At 58.4% G+C, this 21,420-nt stretch carries 15 protein-coding genes; 7 read left to right on the forward strand and 8 right to left on the reverse strand.

Annotated features, from left to right (window positions below; all coding sequences use genetic code 11):
- Window position 1: 1 nt before the first annotated feature.
- Both HHL26_RS15390 and HHL26_RS15395 read left to right on the forward strand, forming a co-directional pair.
- Complete coding sequence (locus tag HHL26_RS15390) at window positions 2–943, forward strand: hypothetical protein (RefSeq protein WP_169576151.1); 942 nt, start codon at window positions 2–4, stop codon at window positions 941–943.
- Window positions 940–4,344 (forward strand): DEAD/DEAH box helicase family protein, encoded by a 3,405-nt coding sequence (locus HHL26_RS15395; RefSeq protein WP_169576152.1) that lies wholly within the window; start codon window positions 940–942, stop codon window positions 4,342–4,344. Before HHL26_RS15390 ends, HHL26_RS15395 begins: the two co-directional genes overlap by 4 nt.
- 232 nt (window positions 4,345–4,576) lie before the next feature.
- Here the strand turns inward: HHL26_RS15395 and HHL26_RS15400 are convergent, their stop codons facing one another.
- From HHL26_RS15400 to HHL26_RS15410, 3 genes are read right to left on the reverse strand one after another with little or no spacing between them, the layout of a single operon-like run.
- Complete coding sequence (locus HHL26_RS15400) at window positions 4,577–4,825, reverse strand: helix-turn-helix domain-containing protein (protein ID WP_346765589.1); 249 nt, start codon at window positions 4,823–4,825, stop codon at window positions 4,577–4,579.
- 33 nt (window positions 4,826–4,858) lie between these two features.
- Window positions 4,859–6,781 (reverse strand): type IV secretion system DNA-binding domain-containing protein, encoded by a 1,923-nt coding sequence (locus HHL26_RS15405; protein WP_169576153.1) that lies wholly within the window; start codon window positions 6,779–6,781, stop codon window positions 4,859–4,861.
- Window positions 6,778–7,125: a CopG family transcriptional regulator gene (locus HHL26_RS15410; RefSeq protein WP_169576154.1), complete on the reverse strand. Its 348-nt coding sequence runs from the start codon at window positions 7,123–7,125 to the stop codon at window positions 6,778–6,780. Before HHL26_RS15410 ends, HHL26_RS15405 begins: the two co-directional genes overlap by 4 nt.
- Before the next feature lie 524 nt (window positions 7,126–7,649).
- On the opposite strand from HHL26_RS15410, the gene HHL26_RS15415 reads away from it, so the two are divergent.
- Complete coding sequence (locus HHL26_RS15415; protein WP_169576155.1) at window positions 7,650–8,045, forward strand: polyketide cyclase; 396 nt, start codon at window positions 7,650–7,652, stop codon at window positions 8,043–8,045.
- Here the strand turns inward: HHL26_RS15415 and HHL26_RS15420 are convergent.
- The 4 genes from HHL26_RS15420 to HHL26_RS15435 form a co-directional block, all read right to left on the reverse strand.
- The gene (locus tag HHL26_RS15420; RefSeq protein WP_169576156.1) at window positions 8,042–8,956 is read right to left on the reverse strand and encodes a HEPN domain-containing protein; all 915 of its coding nucleotides are present in this window, start codon (window positions 8,954–8,956) and stop codon (window positions 8,042–8,044) included. The genes HHL26_RS15415 and HHL26_RS15420 overlap by 4 nt on opposite strands.
- An 83-nt stretch (window positions 8,957–9,039) precedes the next feature.
- A complete protein-coding gene (locus HHL26_RS15425; protein ID WP_169576157.1) occupies window positions 9,040–9,258 on the reverse strand; it encodes a sigma-70 region 4 domain-containing protein in 219 nt (72 codons plus the stop codon).
- Entirely contained in the window at window positions 9,255–10,172 is a 918-nt protein-coding gene (locus tag HHL26_RS15430) for a zincin-like metallopeptidase domain-containing protein (protein ID WP_169576158.1), read from the reverse strand. Before HHL26_RS15430 ends, HHL26_RS15425 begins: the two co-directional genes overlap by 4 nt.
- A gap of 463 nt (window positions 10,173–10,635) precedes the next feature.
- Window positions 10,636–12,438, reverse strand: a complete 1,803-nt coding sequence (locus HHL26_RS15435) for a ParB/RepB/Spo0J family partition protein (protein ID WP_169576159.1) — start codon at window positions 12,436–12,438, stop codon at window positions 10,636–10,638.
- A gap of 428 nt (window positions 12,439–12,866) precedes the next feature.
- Here HHL26_RS15435 and HHL26_RS15440 point away from each other — a divergent pair, with 428 nt between their 5' ends.
- From HHL26_RS15440 to HHL26_RS15455, 4 genes are all read left to right on the forward strand, one after another.
- Window positions 12,867–13,763 carry an HNH endonuclease gene (locus HHL26_RS15440; RefSeq protein WP_169576160.1) on the forward strand — a complete coding sequence of 299 codons (897 nt, stop codon included), beginning with the start codon at window positions 12,867–12,869 and terminating at the stop codon, window positions 13,761–13,763.
- A gap of 45 nt (window positions 13,764–13,808) precedes the next feature.
- Window positions 13,809–16,466: an AAA family ATPase gene (locus HHL26_RS15445; protein ID WP_206377485.1), complete on the forward strand. Its 2,658-nt coding sequence runs from the start codon at window positions 13,809–13,811 to the stop codon at window positions 16,464–16,466.
- Complete coding sequence (locus HHL26_RS15450) at window positions 16,463–17,779, forward strand: calmodulin-binding protein (protein WP_169576161.1); 1,317 nt, start codon at window positions 16,463–16,465, stop codon at window positions 17,777–17,779. Before HHL26_RS15445 ends, HHL26_RS15450 begins: the two co-directional genes overlap by 4 nt.
- Before the next feature lie 348 nt (window positions 17,780–18,127).
- A complete protein-coding gene (locus HHL26_RS15455; RefSeq protein WP_277349399.1) occupies window positions 18,128–18,685 on the forward strand; it encodes a hypothetical protein in 558 nt (185 codons plus the stop codon).
- A 296-nt stretch (window positions 18,686–18,981) separates the two neighbouring features.
- Here the strand turns inward: HHL26_RS15455 and HHL26_RS15460 are convergent, their stop codons facing one another.
- Window positions 18,982–21,114, reverse strand: coding sequence for a hypothetical protein (locus tag HHL26_RS15460; protein WP_169576163.1), 2,133 nt, complete (start codon window positions 21,112–21,114; stop codon window positions 18,982–18,984).
- Between the last annotated feature and the right edge of the window lie 306 nt (window positions 21,115–21,420).

The raw sequence follows: 21,420 nt of genomic DNA on the forward strand, positions 1-21,420 counted from the left end.
GATGCGCGGCGACCTCAAGACAGCATGGCCGTATGTGTGGAGCGACATTTGGGTTCGCTTGGCCGAAACCAAAAACGCGCCTGTCGAGCTGTTTGCTGAGCTGTATCAGGCGTTGATGCCAAAGCCGCGTCCGCCCGCAGCTCCGGCAGAACCGACAGTGTTTGATGCTGACGGTAAGATGGGCGATCCGGCTGAGATTGCCGTCGCCGAGGAATATCAACTAGCGTTAGAATCGTACAATCGCGAACGCCTTGCCTATGAAAAAGCGATAACCGCTGAGTCGGAAGATGTTCGGAGATGGTTGCGCGAAGGATTGCAAGCCACACTCCAGACGGAAGCCGAGGCTGTAAAGGCGTTAGAAAAAGCTTTTGAGCGGATTGACGACATTGGCGGCGACACGCTTTCAAATCGCTACGTCAATCTAGTCGAATCTTTCATAGAAAAGTACAATCTTCGCTACGATCTTCGTCGTCCTTTTTCGCTTCATCCCACGATTTCGGGGGTCTTCACCCAACTGATAAGTCAGTTGAGAACCACCACCAGCGCCGACGCTCATTTGCATGGGATCATGGGAGATTTTGAGGAAGCGTTTCGCGATTTGAAGGCTGGTGCGACGCCTGCGCGCATCAAAGCCTGCATTTCCCGCCAAGCAAATTTACTGGAAGCTATCGGCCAGATCGCACCTAATGTTACGAGTAACACGCTCGGTCAGATTTGCGAGCAGGTAGGAACATGGCCTCACGTTCAGCTCAAAGAGGCCGCGAAGAGCGTCTATAAATTTTCCAACCAGTTTCCCGGCATCCGCCACGCCGGAACGCCAGCAACGCAAATTAGAGAAATGGAACTGCGCGACCTGATCGCTGTGTCAGTCATTCTTACAGGTTTCGCGCCATACCTTACGGACCGGCTCAGCGCCGATAACATCTACGGGGTCGGTCAATGAGTCAGTTCGCCTTCCTGAAATCTGAATTTTCTCCAGTCTATGAGCTGGCTCGGAAGGCAGAAGTGGCGGCTCTCGCCGATCCGCGCGGCGCGTGTTTCTATGCGCGTCTCGCCCTCGAAAGCGCGGTCAAGTGGATGTACGAAAACGACCGCAATTTGCGATCGCCCTATGACACGGCGCTTTCGGCGCTGATCCATGAAGGGACGTTCCGCGCGCTGGTCGGCAATGCACTCGTCACCAAGGCGCGCATTATCAAGGATTTCGGCAACAAGGCGGTGCATGAAGTGCGCGCCGTGCCGGTGCAGCACGCCGTTACGGCGGTGCGCGAGCTGTTTCATTTCTCCTATTGGCTGGTGCGCACCTATGGGCGCGGGGCAAAGCCGGACGCGGCGATTGCCTTCAATGCCGAGGCGCTGCCGAAAGCCGTGCAGGTCGAGGCTTCGACGCTCGCCAAATTGCAGGCTTTGGCCAAGGAGAGCGAGGATTCCACCAAGGCTTTGGCCGAGGCACAGGCCGCGCGGATCAAGAGCGAGGAAGATCGCCTTGCGCTCGATGCCGAGCTGAAAATCCTTCAAGCTGAAATCGCCGCGATCAAGGCCGCGAACCAGAAGGCCGAGGACAAGCACGATTATAACGAAGAGAAAACCCGCGATGCCTTCATCGACTTGTTGCTGGCGGAGGCCGGTTGGCTTCTCGATCAGGAACGTGACCGCGAATATCCGGTCAAGGGTATGCCCAACCAAGCCGAGCAGGGCTTCGTCGATTATGTGCTTTGGGGCGATGACGGGAAACCGCTGGCGCTAGTTGAAGCCAAGCGTACCAAGCGTGACCCGCGTGTGGGTCAGCAACAGGCAAAGCTTTATGCCGATTGCCTTGAGGCAGAATTCGGCGTGCGCCCGCTGATCTTCTATTCAAACGGGTACGAACATTGGCAGTGGGACGATACGCGCTATCCGCCCCGACAGGTGCATGGCTTTCTGAAAAAGGATGAGCTGCAACTGTGGCGGCAGCGCAAATCAACGCGTCGCGCGCTTTCCAGCGTAAGCATCGATCCAAACATCGTCGAGCGCTATTACCAGACACGGGCAATACGCCGCGTCGGAGAGGTGCTCGAAAAAGATTATCAGCGAAAGGCGCTGCTGGTCATGGCTACAGGTTCCGGCAAGACCCGCACCGTCATCGCCCTGATCGACCAACTCATGCGCGCAAATTGGTGCAAGCGCGTGCTGTTCCTGGCCGATCGCGTGGCGCTGGTCAAACAGGCGCACAACAATTTCAAGGCGCACCTGTCATCCGCGCCGAGCGCGAACCTGATCGAAAAACACGATCCGAAAAAGAACGATCACAACGGCGCGCGCGTATGCGTGGCCACATATCCTACGATGATGAATCTCATCGACGAGATGCAAAACGGCCAACGCAAGTATGGACCGGGGCATTTCGACCTGATCGTGATCGACGAGGCACACCGCTCGATCTACCGGAAATATGGCGCGATCTTCGAATATTTCGACAGCCTGCTCGTCGGCCTCACCGCCACGCCGCGCGATGAGAGCGACCGCGATACCTATAAACTCTTCGAGCTTGAAACGGGTGTCCCGACGGATGCCTATGAGCTGGATGAAGCTGTGGCCGACGGATTCCTCGTTCCGCCCAGCGTCGTTTCCGTGCCGCTCAAATTCGTGCGCGAGGGCATCAAGTACGAAGAGCTGTCCGAAGAGGACAAAGAGAAATGGGACATGCTGGAGTGGGAGGACAAACTCCCCTCAGGTGACATCGAGCCCGGCGCGGTCAACCAATGGCTCTTCAACGAGGACACGGTTGATAAGGTGCTCAAGCACCTGATGACGCACGGCCTCAAGGTTGCCGAAGGCGACCGGCTGGGCAAGTCCATCATCTTCGCCAAAAACCACGATCATGCTCAGTTCATCGCGAAGCGGTTCGATGCCAACTATCCGCATTTGGCCGGTCAGTTCGCCCGCGTGATCGATTTCAAGACCGAGTATGCCCAATCGCTGATCGATGATTTCTCCGACCCTGAAAAATCGCCGCACATCGCGATCTCGGTCGATATGCTGGATACTGGCATCGACGTGCCGGAAGTGCTGAATCTCGTCTTTTTCAAGATTGTGCGCTCTCGGACGAAGTTCTGGCAGATGATCGGGCGCGGAACGCGCTTGCGTCACGAACTGTTCGGTCCGGGGCGGCACAAAGAAACCTTCAACATTTTCGATTTCTGTCAGAACTTCGAGTTCTTCAACCAGAATCCCAAAGTCGTCGATAGCCCAGTGGGCGAGTCGCTCAGCCAGCGTCTTTTCGCCGCGCGCGTGGCGATTGCCTCGCATCTCCAGGAATTGCCGGAGGCGGAGCAGGAGGGCGGACTAGCTCAGCTCAATTCCGATATTCGGGGGCGGCTATTCGATGAAGTCAGCGGCATGAGTCTCAATAATTTTCTCGTACGCGCCAAACGCCGCGCCGTTGAGCAGTTCCAGCAGCGCGAAGCGTGGGATCGTTTCAGCGGCGAGGACCAGAACACCCTGATCCACGAGGTCGCGGGGCTTCCCACGGCGCTGGTCGATAACGACATCGCTGCGAAGCAGTTCGATTATATTGTTCTGAGCGGCCAGCTTTCTCTCCTGCAAAACGATGCGAACTTCTCCCGGTGCAAGGAAAAGGTCGTGGCGCTCGCCGGGAAGCTCGAAGAGCTGGGCAATGTGCCCATGGTCGCCGCCGAGATGCAGCTCATCCTGGAAGTGCAGACCGACGAATACTGGCAGGACATCGATGCCTGGACGCTGGAGCAGATGCGCCGCCGTTTGCGCTCGCTCGTCAAGCTGATCGAAGGCGACGAACGACAGATTGTTTACACTGACTTTGAGGACGAGATTGGCGAAGGCGCGGCCATAGCGTTGCCGGACGTGAGTGTGGGCACCGATAAGGCGCGCTTTCAGATGAAGGTGCGCCATTTCCTGAGATCCCACGCCGATCACATTACGATCCAAAAACTCCGGCGTAACGAGCAGCTTACCCCGAAAGACTTGGCCGAGCTGGAGCGGATTTTGCGCGATGAGGCGGACGCGTCAGACGACGATTTTGCCTTGTTGCAGGAGCAGGGCGGGCTTGGCCTGTTTGTCCGTTCGTTGGTTGGCCTTGACCGTGAAGCGGCGAAGTCCGCCTTCGGCGATTTCCTGGCGGCGCAAAACCACAGCGCCAATCAGATCGAGTTCATCAATCTGATCATCGACTATCTGACCGAGCGCGGCGCGATGGACCCGCGCCGCCTCTATGAAAGCCCGTTTACGGACTTTGATGATCAAGGCGTCAGCGGCCTGTTCCCGCAGGCAGATGTCACCCGGATCGTGCAAGTCTTGAACGCTGTGCGCGAGAGGGCCGCTGCATAACGCTCCAGCGTGCTACAACGGCTATGTGAATCACCCAGAGTTTGCCGGAGGCCCCAACTCCTGAGGGGAAAGTGTAATGAGCAAACAACGCACCGATCTTGCCTCGCGAACGCCAGCATTGTCGGCACTGTGATCGATAAGTTTGCTACTACGCGGTGCCTGGAATCGGCGCAGTCGCGGTCTGAAGTCGACCGTCACAATTGTCCCAACTGTCGCCATTCCCACACGAATATCATTGCCGGTTCCGCTCGAGCAGTCGATGCAGGCTGGCGACCGGGATTAGAGTGGCCGACCCGATCTTCACGATTTCGATCGACCCGTCCTGGATCAGCTCATACAGCTTCGATCGCCCGATGCCGGTCATCCTCACGGCCGTTGCAATACGAACGCTGATGGGTGCGATCATCTCGCTTTCGGACGGAGGCAACGGTTCCTTGGCGGCATTTGGAGCGGCAATGAGATTCCGTGTGATGCGACGCATGAGAAATTCCTTTTGATAGCGATAGGGTGAAAATCAGGCGGGATTGGCAGGCCCAAATGGCCCGTTCGGCCTGCTTTGCTGCTGGATGGATCCCCCATCTGCGCCGCTTCTCTGCCCGATCAGGCGTATGTCCGTGGGACGATGACGGCCGTTGTTTGCATCTGGACTTTCGGCATCGCCTGGGGCGTCAGCAGCGCTAGGATCGATGGTGTCCGACACTATCGGATCAAGCCGGACCACTTGTTCTACGCGATCGACATATGCGGGCTGATCCGCCTTTGCGGGGTGATAGCGATCAGTGAAACGAATCACTGGAAGGTCGCGCCCGAACCGCAGATAGCCGGTAAGATTGGGCAGGTTCACGATCTCGGTGGGAAGCACCAGCGGCCGCGTAACCTGGGTCCGGGAGAGGCTGACCCCGTCGCGCATGTCGTTGACGCCATAAGACATGCCCTCATTGGCTTCCACCTGCTCTACCTGTCCCAGATTGCTGGAAATATGCCGTGCGGTGGGCTCGTCATTGGCCCGCAGCGCGACCCAGGTGGAGCAATAGCCGGTCAGCGCCGCCGCCTCCTGCCGACCATAGGTCGCCTCGAGCTGCGGATAGGACTGGAATCCCAGGATGCCGCAGCCACCATATTTCCGGGCACGAGCGAGGAAGTCCGATAGCGACGGCAGGCGTTGCAGCGAAGGCAGCTCGTCGATGACGCAGTAGAGCCGTCGCTGCTGGTCGGGCGTCATACTCATGATCGCGTTGATGGCGATGTCGAGCCACATGGTGATGAGGGGACGCAGGGTCGGAAGCTGATCGGCTTTGACGGTGATGAACAGCCAGCCATCATCCTCCTCATTGGTCACCCACCGGCGGATGGAGAGACCAGCCCTCGTGTCGTCAAGATAACGAAAGCCGCGCAGGACGGACGCGAGTTCGGCCTGGATACCAGCCGATGTCCTCTCCCCTTCCTGGGAAATGAAAGCCGCGCCGTCGGAACCCTCCACAAATTCGGCCAGGCTCTTGAGCCCCGAACGGGTGATGACGTCGAGCATCACCGAAATCAGCATCCGGTTCTGCTCCTTCAGGCCGCGCATGACCGCAACCAGCGTGCCGCGCGCCGACTTCGCCCAGAAAGGATCCTTGCCGCTGTCGGGCACGACCGATTCCGCGATCTGGTCGTAATGATAGTCGATAGGGGCATCCATCCAGGGCGCCCACTGCGACGATCGACTATCGAAGGGGTTGAGGATGATGTCCTTTCCCGGACGGTAGAAGCGTTCGACGAAGCTGCCCGCCGTGTCATAAACGATCGCGCGCTTGCCCTCCTTGCGGATGCCCTCGAGCATGACGTGGAGGATGTTGGTCTTCCCCGTCCCGGGGGCGCCGCTCAGTAGCAGATGCTCCGGCTCGTAGGCGGCCGGAATCTGGATGCCGCCGACCTTGAGGCAGCCCTTGGGCAGTTGCCGCAAGCGCCGCCGCAACTCTCGCGCCTTGGCGAAGCTCGCCCCGCGCAGGAACTGGTTGGAGCCGATATGCCGACCGGACTTGGTAAAATAATACCAGACGGACAGCATGATTCCGAACGCGATGAACGCCGCGCCGCTGCCGTAGAAGAGGAGATATTCCTGTCCCTCAGCTAGTGCCTTGCGGGCGGCGTTGGACTGGAGGATCGCGTCGGCCCGGGTCCAGTAGCGAAAGCCGCCCGGCGTCACGAACTGGATCGCGCTCGATGGGCTGCCCACCACATAGACCTGAAACCAGGCCTCCCCGATCCGCTTCAGCAGATATTGAGTATAGGCCGGCACCCACTCCAGAAGCGCCCAGCCGGTGAGCATGACCCAGACGATGAGGCAGGCAATGCCGGTCTGACGAATGACCTGCATCGTCATTCGCAGATTGTGAACGATGGCCTGACCGCCGCGTGTCATGGAGCCCAATGTGTCGTTGCGGAAGATGCTCATTGTCCATCCTCCTCACGACGGAAACCGTCGCGCCCGACATCAGCCAGCGGGTCTTCGGAGGGATCGAGCAGCCCCCGGTCGCGCATCAGCAGGCGGGCGTTGGCCGTGCCCCGCGCGAGCAATTGCGGTGACTGATCGGCTGCCATTTCCGCGACGAGCGCATAGGTCTGGATCGCGATGCCCATCAGTTCATCCTGGCCGGTGAAGATGTAGCCGCCGCGACCGATGGCGACATCCTCGATCAGGGGACGGACGAGAGCGGAGATGGAGAGATTGGCGGTAGCGGCACGGCGCTTGAGGCGGCGGTGCAGCTCTCCTTCAAGTTGGATAGTAATTACAGGCATAGCAAATCCTTAAATGGATCTGCCCGCCATGGCTGGACTGCCATAGCAGCATCCCGCCACGCATGAACAGGGGATGGGCAATGAAGTGCCCATTGCGCACTTTACTGCGCATTGCGCATATGAATGCGCAACTTGGCAACGGCCGGCCCACGCTCATCTAAGCCAGCTGGGAACAGCCCGCTTTCTGTCCCGGCCAATAGCCTTATTCACCAGATTTTATCTTTTATTAACAACGATCTATGCCGATCTGCTATGAGACGATCGAATAAGATTATTCGGATTTTGTGATCAGCCGAATAAGCTTATTCGGCAATATCTAATTGAAATATAGCGACAAATTGGCGCAGCACCCGTGCGTAAGGTGCATTACACTCGGCCTTGGCCGTGCGTCGGATACTTCGCAGCGCCCCGCCGCTGCGTCCGCTTTGAATTTCCGATGGGCGACACTTCCGGCCAGTCGGTGACAGGGCCACCCAACGGCGCTACCCGCCAACGATATTCGAATCAGAAAGAGGACCGGCGCCATGCTGCCAGCGCGCACCTACAGCATTTCCATCAACCGCGACTGGCAGGCTCTTTATGAAGCGATCTGGCGACCGGAAGTCTTCCCCAAATGGGCATCGGGCCTCGCCGAATCCGATCTGCGGCAGGAGGGCGACAAGTGGCTCGCCGATGGTCCAGAGGGGCCGATCACGATTCGCTTCACGCCCCATAACGACTATGGCGTGATGGATCATTTCGTCGATACGGGGGACGGCAAGGAAATCCATGTCCCCCTCCGCGTCATCCGGAATGGCGACGGGGCAGAGGTGATGCTGACGCTGTTTCGTCAGCCCGGCATGGATGATGAAATGTTCGCGCGGGATGCCAAATGGATCACCCGCGACCTGCGGGCACTCAAGAATTTCGTCACCGGCTAGAGGGCTGCCTCGAGGGCGGCGATCTTCTCGCTACAGACGATATGGACGACGCGGCCCAGCTCCTCGACCTGCGTTCCTAACCACATCAGCTCTTCCTCGCTGATGGTGTAATGTTTGGAGTAGCGCGCCTTCACATAGGCGTCCTTCAGCTTCTCGAACATCGCCCGCTCGGCCCGCGTGTCGCGCGGCCAGACGTTGAACAAGCGGAAATCGAGACGCTCGGCTTGGGTGCGCAGGAAGCCCAGATTGTGGACATGCGGGGTGTAGAAGGTCGTCACCAGCAGCACGGTATGATAGAGGCGTTCGGCGGCTTGATGAAGCAGAAAGGCCGCGTTGTTATGCCAGCCTTGCTCGAGCGAAACCTTGTAGTTGTGGAAAAACTGCCCTCCAGTCGGGTACCACTCCTCAAAATATTCCTTCGCCATAGCCAGCGCTTGCGCTGGCGTTTTTGGCCGGGGCTTGTGCAGTTCGCTGGCGTCGGCTTGGTAAAGCGCGATCCCCTCACCGGCGACGTCCATGAAGAAATAGCGCCCATGGGCGAGTCCGTCGTTCACCTCCTGCAAGGTGTGGACGATGAAGTTCACCGGGGTCTTGAGCGTCTGGGTGATCGCCAGTTCGCGCATCAACCGCTCGTCCGTCCTCTCCCAATATTGGACGCGGTCGGTCAACTCCTTCTGGTTGACGATGATGAGCAAGTCATAGTCCGACTTGTAGCCTTTGGCGGTATGCGGCTCGTCCACCCATCCGCCACGCGCATAGCTGCCGTAGAGGATGATCTTGTGGATCCGGCCCGCCTTGCGCTTGCCGGTGGCCAGATTGTTGGCATCCCCGAATTCCTCGAAGATGATCTGCACCACGCGCTCCAGTTCGCGCTGTTTGGAGGCGGGCAGATGGTCGAGGTCGGTGCGCATCGCACACCTCCTAGCCAAACAGCGCCCGTCCACCAAATGAAGATGAACGGACGCGGCCGGGAGACTATCGCCAAAATGGCGATTCATTGCAAAGGCCCGTCTATCTCCCGCACCAGATGCTTGAGCGCGGTGGCGAAATGCCGCTCCACCGCGCCCACATCCTCGCCGATACGGAAGGCGATCTGCTCATAGTTGAGGCAATCGAGGCTATGCAGCAGGAAGACGATCCGGGGGATGGCGGGAAGCCCGGCCAGCGCCGCGCGATAGCGCTGCCGCTCGGCGGCATGGGCATCGTCGGTCATGCCGCTTCCTCCCCCTGATCTTCCCCATCCCGGAAGGCCAGCAGATAGTCGGCCGCCTTGCTGGCCTGACTGGCGGCGCGAAAGATCGCCTTGCTGTCCTCGCGCAGGACCGACAGCCATGCGCCCAGATAATCGGCATGGCGCACGGTCGGCACGATGCCCAATTCCGCGCACAGGAAGGCGCTGGCCATTTCGGCGATCAGTTCCTCTCTTGCATAGGCGGGACTGCCAAAGCCGGTATCGGGCAGACGATCCAGCCGCGAGCGATGCCCGGTCCAATGGCCCAGCTCGTGCAGCGCGGTGCGATACCAGTTGATCGGCTCATGGAAATGTTCGGGCCGGGGCACGCGGATATAGTCGTCCAGCGGGGCGTAATAGGCTTCCCCTCCACCGATCCGTATGTCTGCGCCCGTCGCCTCGATCAGCGTCTGCGCAGCGGGAAGGGTCAGCGCCTCGCCCCATGTCGTGATGGCGGCCATGGCCCGATCACCCAATCCATCGCACTGGTCGAGGTTGAAAACCGTGAAGCGCTTGAGGAACGCAATCTGTCGCGGTTCGCCATCCGGTCCGGTCGGAGCGTTGTCGCCCTCCCTGGGCGTGAACCTATCCGCATAGCAGACGGTCGTCCCCCGCTCCCCCCTGCGAACATTGCCGCCCAGTGCCTGCGCCTGAGCGTAGGTCAGCCAGCGCTGCGACCCATAGCCTTCCTCGAACAGACGGCTCCACAGGATCAGCACATTGATCCCCGAATAGCGCCTGCCGGTCCCTGCGTTGCGCGGCAGGCCCAGCGCTGCCCGACCGTCATCCCATGGCCGCACCCAAGGCAAGGTGCCTTCCTCGATCTGCGCGATGATCCGATCTGTCACCTCGCTGTAGAGGGTAGCGCCGGTCCGTCCCTTATCCTGATACCCCATTTCCTTTCTCCTTCCCGCATCACACCGGCCGCCGGAACGGCGGGGGTGGGCGGCAGGAGCGGACCGGCAGTCCCACCGATCGAGGCGGGCCGCACCCGCAGGGCCGCAACGAAGAGGAGGAGTTGGGGCGAAGCCCCGACTTGCGGCTCGCCGCGGTGGGACTAGAGGGCAGCGACGCCCACCCCCGCCGCGCCGGAGGCCGATAAGACTCAAACAGACGCCATCGCGCCCCGCGCGATGACCGCAGCCAGAAACTTCGCGCTGCCTACCGCAGCGCTCCGCATCCATTCAGCCAAACATCGAGATCAGGGGGACGTCGGCCATGACGCGCCGCCGCCTGCCCGACCAACCTTGCATCCAACGATGACGCCAGATGTCAAAAACCACCCCCGAAAGGGGTATTGACTGACACGTTCCACAAAAAGGGCAGACGACGGATGACCGCCGCCTGCCATCGTCTCAATCATGCGGCTTGCTGGATGGGTTCATCCTCGGCCAAGTCATCATGTTCTTCGCCGATCTCTGCGACTTCCGGTTCAGCCTGTTCCGGCTCCCCCTCATCCTGCGGTTCAAGCAGCGGAGCCACCGCCTCCCACCGCTCGGCGCTGCCAACGCCGCCGCGCTCGGTATATGTGGACGGTGGAAAGGCCATCCAGCGCGGCACCCAGCCGTCCCGCTTCTCCCGGCCATTGGTTCCGGCCAGACAATCCCGCACAATCTGTCGCTGCACCTTGGCGGTCGCCCCGGCATTGCCCGATGCGGCTTCCTTACCCGCCACATCGGCAAGGACATGGCCCATCACCTCCCGGTCGCGGATCAGTTCGAGCAGCGCGTCATCCGCTTGCCAGCATGACGCCATATCCACCGCAAGCTGAACGCCCAGCAGTTCAATGAGCGCCGACCCCGCTTCCAGCGTTTCTCCCATGACGATGGCGAGGATGCCCAGCACCATGGCATCATCAAGATCGAGAAGCCGTAGATAGAGCGGGATCAGTTCCCGATCATAGCCGTGGCCGGTAACAGTCGGCGTGTCGGGATCGAGGCCGAGCAGGTCGAGCGCAATCCGCCGTTCCTTGTCGAAGTCGGTTTCCGACGCACAATTCTCGACGCTCTCGCTGATCGCATCGGTTGCGCCCCTCTGAGAAGCAACGTCCACCCGCCACAGCGAAGAACCGGCAATGGCATGGGCAACCATCAGCCGCAGGGCGATGGCGGGCGCGGCCGCCACCTTCGCTCGCACGGCAGCATGACGATGCAAATCGACATAGCTGGCCAGCGGTGCGGACAGTTCGGGCCGAACCGCCTTCTCGACGCTGCCGCCCTGTTCCAGCTTCCGGGCCTCCTTGATGGTGACATAGCCCTCATGGAAACTGACGTCGCCGCCATGCCCCACTGTCACATAGATGCGCCCGCCCTTGGCCTTGGGGCACCGCTCATGCTGCCATGAATGAAAGGCCTCGCCCCGCGACATGACGGCAATGTCCTGCCATCCGGCGTCGCGCAAAGCTTCCACCCGTTCGCCAATCGCCGCCTCCTGCATCTGCCAGAACAGGTCGGCATCAGCGAAATAGCTGTGATCGCCGAACAGGTCGGCCACGATCCCGCCCTTATAATCGGCCGGGTCGAACAACGCCTTGTCCGTCGCCACGGCGCTGCCACCCAGTAGCCACGATTTCACGTGGTGCCCCATAGGCGGCCGGGCATCCTCATCGTCCAGCAGCGCCAGCCATTCGCGCTGCCGGGCCTTGGATGCCAAGGTCAGGTGCCGAACGGTCACGGCGTCGATGCTGTCGCCGCGATAGAGGTTACGGATGCGGGGCAGAAGATTGCCCAGCGCCAGTGTTCGTTTGACCTGCAAGGCGGTCAGCCCGAATGTCAGCGAAATATCCTCTGGCGACCGGCCTTCCTTGACCAGCCGGGTGAACGTCTCCCACCGCGTCACCTCGTCTGGATCAAGCCGGGCGATATTCTCGATGAGCGAGGCTTCCAGCGCCGCCGCGTCATCGCCCGCCTCCATGATCGCGCAAGGCAGCGGCTCGACGCTTCCCTCTTCCTGCGCCACGATCATAGCGGCATGATAGCGCCGCTTGCCCGCGACAATCTCATAGGTGGTGGGACTGCCATTCTGCCGCACGATCAGCGGCACCAGCACGCCCCGCGCCCGAACGGACGGCAGGATATTGGTCAGGTCCGGCGCCTTCTTCACGCCGCGCATGTTCGCAGGCGAGATCGAGAGGCAGGCAATGTCGATATGCTTGAGTTCCATCTTCCTTACTCCTCTTGCGCGCACCGGCCCCGGAAAGCGGGGTGGGCGGCAAGAGCGCACCGGCAGGCCCGGCAAAGCGGCGGGCTGCATCCGCAGGACCGGAACAAGGTGAAGGAGCCGCGCCACAGGCCGGCTTGCCGCCCGCCGCGACGGGCCTAGAGGGAAGCGACGCCCACACCGCTTAGCCGGGACCGGCCGACGCCATCGCCCCCGGCGATGTCCGCCGGCGATCCTTCAGGATCGCGCGTCAGCGATCGAAACCCGGCAGGGCCGAGACAAGCATAGCGCAGGCTCGGTGGCGCGCAGCGGCATAGAGCGCGACCCGCAGGGAGACGTCCTTAAATCATCCAAAGCAGAACAACTTACCTCTTGTTCGAACCCCTGAAGACAGGCCATGAGAAGAACATATATCGGGGGATAGTCTGGCCATGGCCTTTGGGGTTTTCATTCATCGTACAGATTCGATCTATGATGATAGCCCGGCTGAACGCTATCAGTTCCCTTCCCAATATCTCGGCCGCGTCTCCGCCTGCATCAACGACTGGATCGTCTATTATGAGCCGGTGAAGGTCCGTAACTCACGCGGCTATTTTGCCGTCGCCAAAGTCGAACGGGTCATCCCCGACCCACAGGCCCCTGGCATGTACATCGCAATGATCGAGCCGGGCAGCTATCTCGAATTCGCCAACCCCGTCTCATTCAGCGGTCCCGACGGTCTGGTCGAACGCGGCCTCCTGAACGACGCCGGCAAGATTTCCGGCCGTGCGCAGTCAGCGGTGCGTCCCATCTCCCCCGCTGATTTCAACCGCATTCTTGATCTTGGGCTTGAGGATCGGGCACCGCTGCTGCCGCGCGTCGATGATTTGGGTTCGCCCTTCGTCCGCGAGGACAGCATTCCGTTCATTGCCGAACAAGAGCGCGTCCGTATCCCTACGCTTATATCAAGAGTCGAGCGGGACCGCGTTTTTCGTCGCGTCGTGCTCCGTGCCTATGATGAGCGCTGCGCTATCACAGGGCTGAAGCTCATCAACGGCGGCGGCAGAGCAGAAGCGGAGGCCGCCCATATCCGCCCCGTCGAGGCCAATGGCCCCGACAGCGTCCAGAACGGTATAGCCCTGTCCGGCACCGTCCACTGGATGTTCGATCGCGGGCTCATCAGCCTGTCCGACGATCTCGACATCATGATCTCGCGGCAGGCCAATGACACCGACAGCATAACGGGCCTCATCAACCGGAGCGGACGTGCTAACCTGCCGCTCCGTGCGATCGATCGGCCGCACCCGCATTTTCTCGCCTGGCATCGCGACAATGTTTTCAAACAATGATGCGAGCGTTCAATTTTAAAGAAGGCATTTGGGGGATGAATTTGCATGCGTGAGGCTGAATTTCGGGCCTGGTTGGACCAACGCCTCTGGAAGGGTGAACCCCTTACCAAAAAGGCAAAGGACAATCGCGTCAGGCGATGCGCACGCGCTGAACGCGGCCTGAAAGGCCTTGGTTATGAGCAGGCAACCCTCGAAGAGATTTTTGATCTGGGGCTCTGGGAAAAGCTGACCGACCAACTGACCCAAATGAAGGACGATCCAACTGTCGATCCGTCAGTCATAAAATCGGTCGTGCCGCAGGCAGAAGAGCCGAGCGGGCAGCTCTCCAACATGATCGCTGCCTTAAAGCAATATGGCTATTTTCTGGAGGGGCAGGATGCCAATTATGGCTCCACCGATGAAGCGGACGCCATGGATTCCGTAATGACCGACGAAGAGTTGCTGAGCCGCTTTGACGGGAACGAGCCGTTTCGTGCTGCGCGGCAACGATGGACTGAAGAGCAGGCAGCATCATTTTGCAACATGGCCCGCGCCGTCAACGCCGCCGGGCTTGATTGGTACCACACCAGCATTCCCCAGATCCGCTTTGGACGGCGCTCGCCAGAGAATGATCGCGCAGAAGGCACGCTGGGATCGGTCCAGCTGAGACGAGATGGCGGCTTTCTGGAATTCAGTCATCAGCACGAGCGCCTCGGCCTCGCCGGCAGTTACCAGTTCGACCAACAATCGGCTGAACAATTTGTATCAGCCATCGCCGATGCTGATGACGCCATTCGCGCCTGGCGAACGCCAACGCCGCCCCGGCCCGGAGTATGGCCGGATGAAACGGCGATCGACGAAGAAGAATCGCAGGCAGACCGGATCAGACAATATGTTCTGACCCGGTACATCATCCCGGCCCGTGAACGCGGGGACGCAAGCGTGACCATCGTCGTGGGTCCGCTGAATAATGAAATGCGCCTCAACATGGCCTGGCCGAACATCTGTCAGGCTCTGGAAGGCCCTAAATTCCAAAAATTGGCAGCGGTGCCGCCGCCGATCGGCGAAGGCCCCAAGCAAAGCACCACAAGAAAATTGACGTTCGACCTGTCGGAGGGAGCCAGCCGCATGGCCCAAATGAAATCGGAACCCACAAACCTCATTCTTTATGGCCCTCCGGGGACCGGCAAAACCTATCGCACCGCGCTGGAAGCCGTGAAGCTTTGCGACGGTAAGGCCGACTATCCGGAAACTGCGGAAGGCAGGGCAGACCTGTTGAAGCGCTATCGCGAGCTTGAGGCCGAGAAGCGTATCGCATTCGTCACCTTCCACCAGAATTACGACTATGAGAATTTCGTGGAAGGCCTCCGACCGGAAACGGGCGGATCAGGCGAAGCCGAAGGCAGCACAGCGGGTTTTCGCCTCGCGCCTCAACCAGGCATATTCCGCGAAATCTGCGCCTTGGCAGATCAGGCGCGGACCAAACCGGCGCCCGCTGGATCAAGCGAATATGATTTTTCCGGTCGCCGTTTCTGGAAGATGGGTCAGGGCGCCATCGGCAGCGAGGATGACGTCTATGATGCCGCTGTCGCCAACAATTATGTAACTTTGGGTTGGGGCGGGACCATCGACTGGAGTTCCGACCGCTTCTCCACGTTCGACGCGATCAAGGCTGAATGGCAGGCGCAAAATCCCGATGATCTGACCCCGAGCCATTGGACACAGATGTGGCCCTTCCGCTGCGAAATGAAAGTCGGTGACATCGTCATCGTGCCTTATGGAAACACGGCTTTCCGGGCGATCGCAGAAGTGACGGGAGATTACCGTTTTGAACCGTCGGCGGAAGGCTACTACGCGCACCGGCGCGACGTGCGTTGGCTGTTGACCCTTGATGAGCCGTTGCCTTTGGACACGATAGTCGATGGCAATTTCACGATGCGCACTCTCTATTCCGTGCCAACCAAACGGGTTAATTTGCCGGCCTTGGGGCGTCTGATCGTTGGTGAAGATCGTGAGGATGCGCCCGCCGTAGAACAGAGCGCGCCGGATCAGTTCGTCCTCATCATTGACGAAATCAACCGCGCCAACATCTCCAAGGTTTTTGGCGAGCTCATCACCCTGATCGAGCCCGACAAAAGGCTTGGAATGCCCAATGCCATCACCTTGACGCTACCCTATTCCAAGAAGAAGGATTTCGGCGTCCCGGCCAATCTCCATATCATCGGGACCATGAACACGGCCGACCGTTCTATCGCGTTGCTCGATACCGCGCTGAGGCGGCGTTTCACCTTCCGCGAGATGGCGCCCGAGCCAGACCTGCTCGAAGAAGCTTCGCAGAGAACGGGCGTCGACCTTGTCGCAACCCTTTCCGCCATAAACCAGCGCATCGAATATCTCATCGACCGCGAGCATCGTATCGGACACGCCTTCTTCATTGGCTGCAACAATGCGGGCGATGTGGATGCAGCAATGCGCGACAAGGTGATCCCGCTCCTGCAAGAATATTTCTTCGAGGATTGGAGCCGCATTGCCGCTGTGCTCGGGGACGGCTTCATCGGCAGTCGAACTTTGAAATGCCCTATGGGGGAAGGCGACGACCGCAAAAGCTGGTTCGTTCGTTGGGAAAGCCGGGAAAAGGATCGGATGGGTTTCCCACCTGAGGCCTATGCTCGCCTGTTGGGCAAACCGCTTCCCGTGGTGATCGAGGCCCAAGCGGCGGAATGACCCATCTTACTGTCCATGAATGGGGGCGCGTGGGGGTCCATAATGACGGAGGACAGGTTCCCCCGCGCCATTTTTCGCGCCGCCAGGCCAACGCATTGTTGGCAGCGGCGCGAGCGCACCCACTGAGCGGAAATGAAGGCACAGCCATCCTTTCTGACCACCATCGGCATTTGACCGCTCGGCAGCAGGTCGGCGTCATTGCGGCCCCCGGATGTAGTCTGGAAATTCTTCCGAAGATCGACCCGGATGATGCGCAGGACGACGCCGGGATACGCCGCAGATTGGTGCGCATGCTGGATGTCGCGCTTGGCCTCAACATAGGCGATGGACAAGCCGCCGCCATGGCGAAGCAAGACCATACCCTGCTGGAAATCCTGATCCGTCTTTTCGCGGACCGATTATTTGCTGAAGCGAAGCGCGGCTTGCCGCGCGCATATATGGCTCAGCAGGAAGACCTGCCCTCCCTGCGGGGTCGCCTCAACGTAACCCGCCAATTCACCCATAATGCGGTGCGTCCAGACCGGCTGGCCTGCAAATTCGACAATCTCATCGCTGACACGCCGCTTCTGCAAATAATGAAGGGCTGCGTCCTGTGTCTGAGGCGGCACGCAGTTGCTTTCGAGACGGTGCGGCGCCTTGATGAACTGCGCTTCCTCCTGGCTGACGTCAGCGATTTGAGTCCTAATGCGCTGCCCTGGAAGCAGGTGAAGATCGATCGGACGAACCGGCGATGGGAAACGCTCTATGGCCTTGCTCGCCTTTTCCTGAAGCGCGAATGGCAGTCCACTCACGCTGATCCGACGGCCCGACACGGCATCACTCTCCTGTTCCCGATGAACAAGCTATTTGAGGCCTACATTACTGCCCTCATGAAGCGCGCGCTTGCAGACACAAATCTGACAGTCCATGCCCAAGGGGGATTTCTTAACTGCCTCATCGAAGAAGGTGAGAATGGCGAGGAAAGCTTTCAGACCAAGCCCGATATACGCATCAAAGATGGGCAAAGAACCATCATGGTGATCGACACAAAATGGAAACGCATCTCCAGCAACATTAACGATAAAAAGCGCGGCGTCAGTCAGTCTGACGTTTATCAGATGATGGCCTACGCCCGGCTTTACCAACCCAACGAAGTAATGCTGCTATACCCACATCATGCTGGCTTGGGAACCGCGTCACTGGATGCGGGCTATATTATTGCAGGCGGGAATGAGAAAATGCGCATTGTAAGCGTCGATCTTCGACTCATGGATGCCGCTCTTACCAATCAACTTACAGAGATATTAGGATCGACGAAAGACATCGTTCACTAACTTAGTGAAATCCTGCGACCATCGCTGTGCAATTTTGCCGCAAGCGATTAAGCGGAAGACCCGCCAACCCGTAAAGCTCCGCCACGAAGAAGCGGTGCAAACCGACCAAGTCGTGCAACGCAGCAATTGCACGCATCGCCGCTATGAGCGCTGCCCTTGCTTCCGCGTCCTTACTGTCCTGCCATTCCTTCTGCGCGACGCGGTAAATAGCACCGGTATGAACGACGTGTAGAGCTTTACGATTGGGCCGTTATCGGCAATTGCTTGAATACGGCCTTCCAACTCATGGAGTGAACGTTGCCTCTACCTATCCCTTTGCAATGCCTTACCAATGGCGGAACCGGATTCTTGTTGTCTTCCGACAATAAGAAATGGCTGGTGACATGTATACATATTGTGACTGGCAAAGTGGAAAATACAACGGATGTCCGGCAGTTCGAATTCGCAAGTATAAATGCATTAGGAACAGAATTAAATATTCCCCTCGTCGTCGGCAGAGATCAGAAATTTATTGCAGTAAGCGATCCGGGAAAATCCGGGAAAATTCTCGATATAATGGCCATTCCATTGTCGGATAGTCAATATTCTAAAATTTCCGCATTCGGATCGTACGACGTTGACATGATATGCGATATTGAAATTGGCGAAGAAGTTTATGCGAATGGGTTTGCCGGAATAAATCTATTGCAAGAGCCGAAGGCATCTTCCTTCTTTGGAAAAATATCCAAGGCGAACACTGCTCGCTTTGTTATAGATGCGCCCAGTATAAAAGGCCTTTCAGGATCAGCTGTCACCAGTAAAAATGGCTTGGTTGGTTTAATGTACGGTGATGAAGGATCTGATGAAGCTCCGATAGCCGCGACATGCGTGCGCCTTAACGTGGTAAAGCCTGCTATTTTTCAATGATTCCGCTGTGCTTGCTCCGACAAGGGGCATAAACAGAACAGCATCTTTTGGTCGTGCTTATGCCGGGTTCGAACGGCGGTGATTGGCGCCGTGCCACCAGACCTGTGAATGGCCGGTTTTAGCGGATTACGGCAGTTCTGCCATCGCATCGGAACGACGTCATTTGATCGGAGCAGCCGCCGTGTGAAAGACGGCTTTCAGCAACAAGCGTCAGAACGATAGCTACTTTGCTGCTCCGACCATGAAATAGCCACTCTATAGAAACCGGTAAATTCCGGAACAGGGACGAAACCCTTTCAGGGCGCTTTATCGAAATTGAGGTTGAGCTTCTGCTGATAGACACCGATCCGTTTCTTCGCTCGGTCTATCACATCGCTGAAATGCAAGATCTCGAAATATGTTTCTCCCAGCGGCTGGCGTGTAGCCGGGTCCATAAGCGGGCTGGACTGGAACCAGCCCTTCCCGGTCGGAAACGGTGTCCAAGTTCCACCCAAGCGGAGATTGTTGACCGTATCACCGATCAGATAGCCGTAAAATTTCCGCAGTTTCCCGCTGGATTTGGCTGCAAGGAGATGGGCATATTCGGTCAGATCACCAATATGCTCGTCGGTGGACACGCCGGGAGCCTTGAACTCCACGATGATGGCCGATCCCTCCTTGCTGAAAAGCGCGATATCCGGCCGCTTTCCGCCATTGTCGTCAGCCCGGCGCGCGAGCAATTCCTGAAATTTCTGATCTATGTCGCCCTCGAAAACCGCCTCGCCATCATTCCACTTGATGCTAGCAAGCGGCATGTCGGAAGCGATGTAATCATAATAATGATATTCTTCACTCAGCAGCCAGATATCATGGTCGGATACGTCCTGGCTGTCCTTCCGCATGGGGAAGAAGATATTGTGGATGATCTGTTCGTCCTTGCGGCGGACACCCTCTGCTACCGCCTGCATCGCCAGTTTCTTTCCGCACGCAAGAGCCAGGATTTCGACGATCGCCGCGCGGCGGACGATAAGCTGCGACAGGTTGGCCATGTCGAAATTTTTGAGCGAAGACGTGTATTTCCACGAAATTTCGTCGATCTTCTCGCGATATTCTTCTGAATCAGGTTCTGCCTTCAGGATTGCCTCCTTCAAGCTGTAGATTTCAGCTGTCTCGTCGATAACCCGTTCCTGATACTTTTTCAGGACGCGCTCAACCACCGCCTTTGCCGGCTCGCCATAGACGATCCGGGTCGAGGTGTCGGCCAGCATGGCTTCGCTGATGCCGAATTGATCGGTGATCTCCTTGAGTACATCCTCCTTCTTCCAGTCCGCCGGTGTTACCATTGCGTCAATGATCGGGTCGATTGCCTCGTGGATCGAGCCGTAGGACAGCTTGGCGTCGGAGAACATATCTCCGGTTGGAATGTCCTCGGGTATGTTGTCGAAATCATCCCGTTGCTCGTTGACATGTTCGTCGAGGAAGTCGCTCTCGATCAGGACGATATGGTGAAAGCCCGCCACCGGGTTATTCTGTTCGCTCCGGGTCCGCAGATATCGAGCCGTTATGTTTTTGACGGGAGAATATTTCGCGCAGAACGCTATGGCATTTTTGGGAAGGCCATAGAGGGAGGCGTCAAGCTGGTAGTGCGAGAGCTTGAACGTCTGGAATGTCCCCAGCGTGTCACCCGAACGCGGATCGCGTTCTTCCACCTGAACGACAGGGGCGGTCGTAACGGTCGGCAAGTCAGAACGCTTTAAGGTTTCGGTCTGATCTCCAGCCTTCCAATGGGACGTTACAAATTCGAACTCAAAGTCGCCAAGGCGGCTTTCGAGGCCCACTAGCCTCTGAAGAAAAGCGACCAGCATCTGCTTCTTCAGGAGAAGCGCCGAGAATAAATTGCTCAGCGGTTCGCCTTGGGCGATGCGCGCCCGGGCCGTATCCTTGAACTGTTCAAGACGAATGAGCGTCCCGATGTCGGCCGCATTTCCCGGCGAAGAGGTGAAATCGCCATAGTCGATCTGCTTTTGCGGTTCGGAATACCGCATCTGGCGCCGGATGATCTCCGATCCATCACGATAGGTGCTGTCGATCGACAAGGCTGAGAAGTGATGGAAAAACTGGATTCGGCCAGCGCCTTTGCATTGCCCGATCCCCGAGATGGTAAGGTCGTCCTTATAGGACGTATCCTTCGTCAGAAACGCCTTGAGCTGATCGTCCCCAAGGCCGCATCCGTTGTCCTTGCAGGACAACGCCATGTTTTCCCCATCACCGAAAAGGTCGCTGGCTGAGAAATCTACCCGAATTTTCACGCTGAGGTTCGGAGCCGATCTGTCTGCGTGAGTTCGGATAAGAAAAGAGTCTATGGCATTGGAAATGATTTCTTCAAAAACAACATAGGGATTGGAGCTTAATTTGGTGTTTTTAATGCTCCCTCTGATATCTAGTGTCATATTCGTTTCAATCGATGCCCTAGTTCCCGACGAGGGTCACTTCTGACCGTCACCTGGCTGACAAGTCAAGCGTGCCATCCGGCTACCAGGAAAAATCAAGCCATTTCCTTTGGCGTGCAAGGTAACCCGCAGACGGACAAGGAATAGTTCCCTTGCATATCGTCTCCCTCGCCCGGCGCTGTCAAACGGCGTTCAAAAGGGACCCCCGATCGGCGTCGAAGAGGGACCCCCTTTTCAGATAATATGATGCTGGTTTGTTGAAGATGGCCTTGCGCTGCGTGCGGCGGAGGGCGGGCGTAGCCCGAC

The organism is Sphingobium sp. TB-6 (genome assembly GCF_012927365.1).
Lineage (GTDB): Bacteria > Pseudomonadota > Alphaproteobacteria > Sphingomonadales > Sphingomonadaceae > Sphingobium.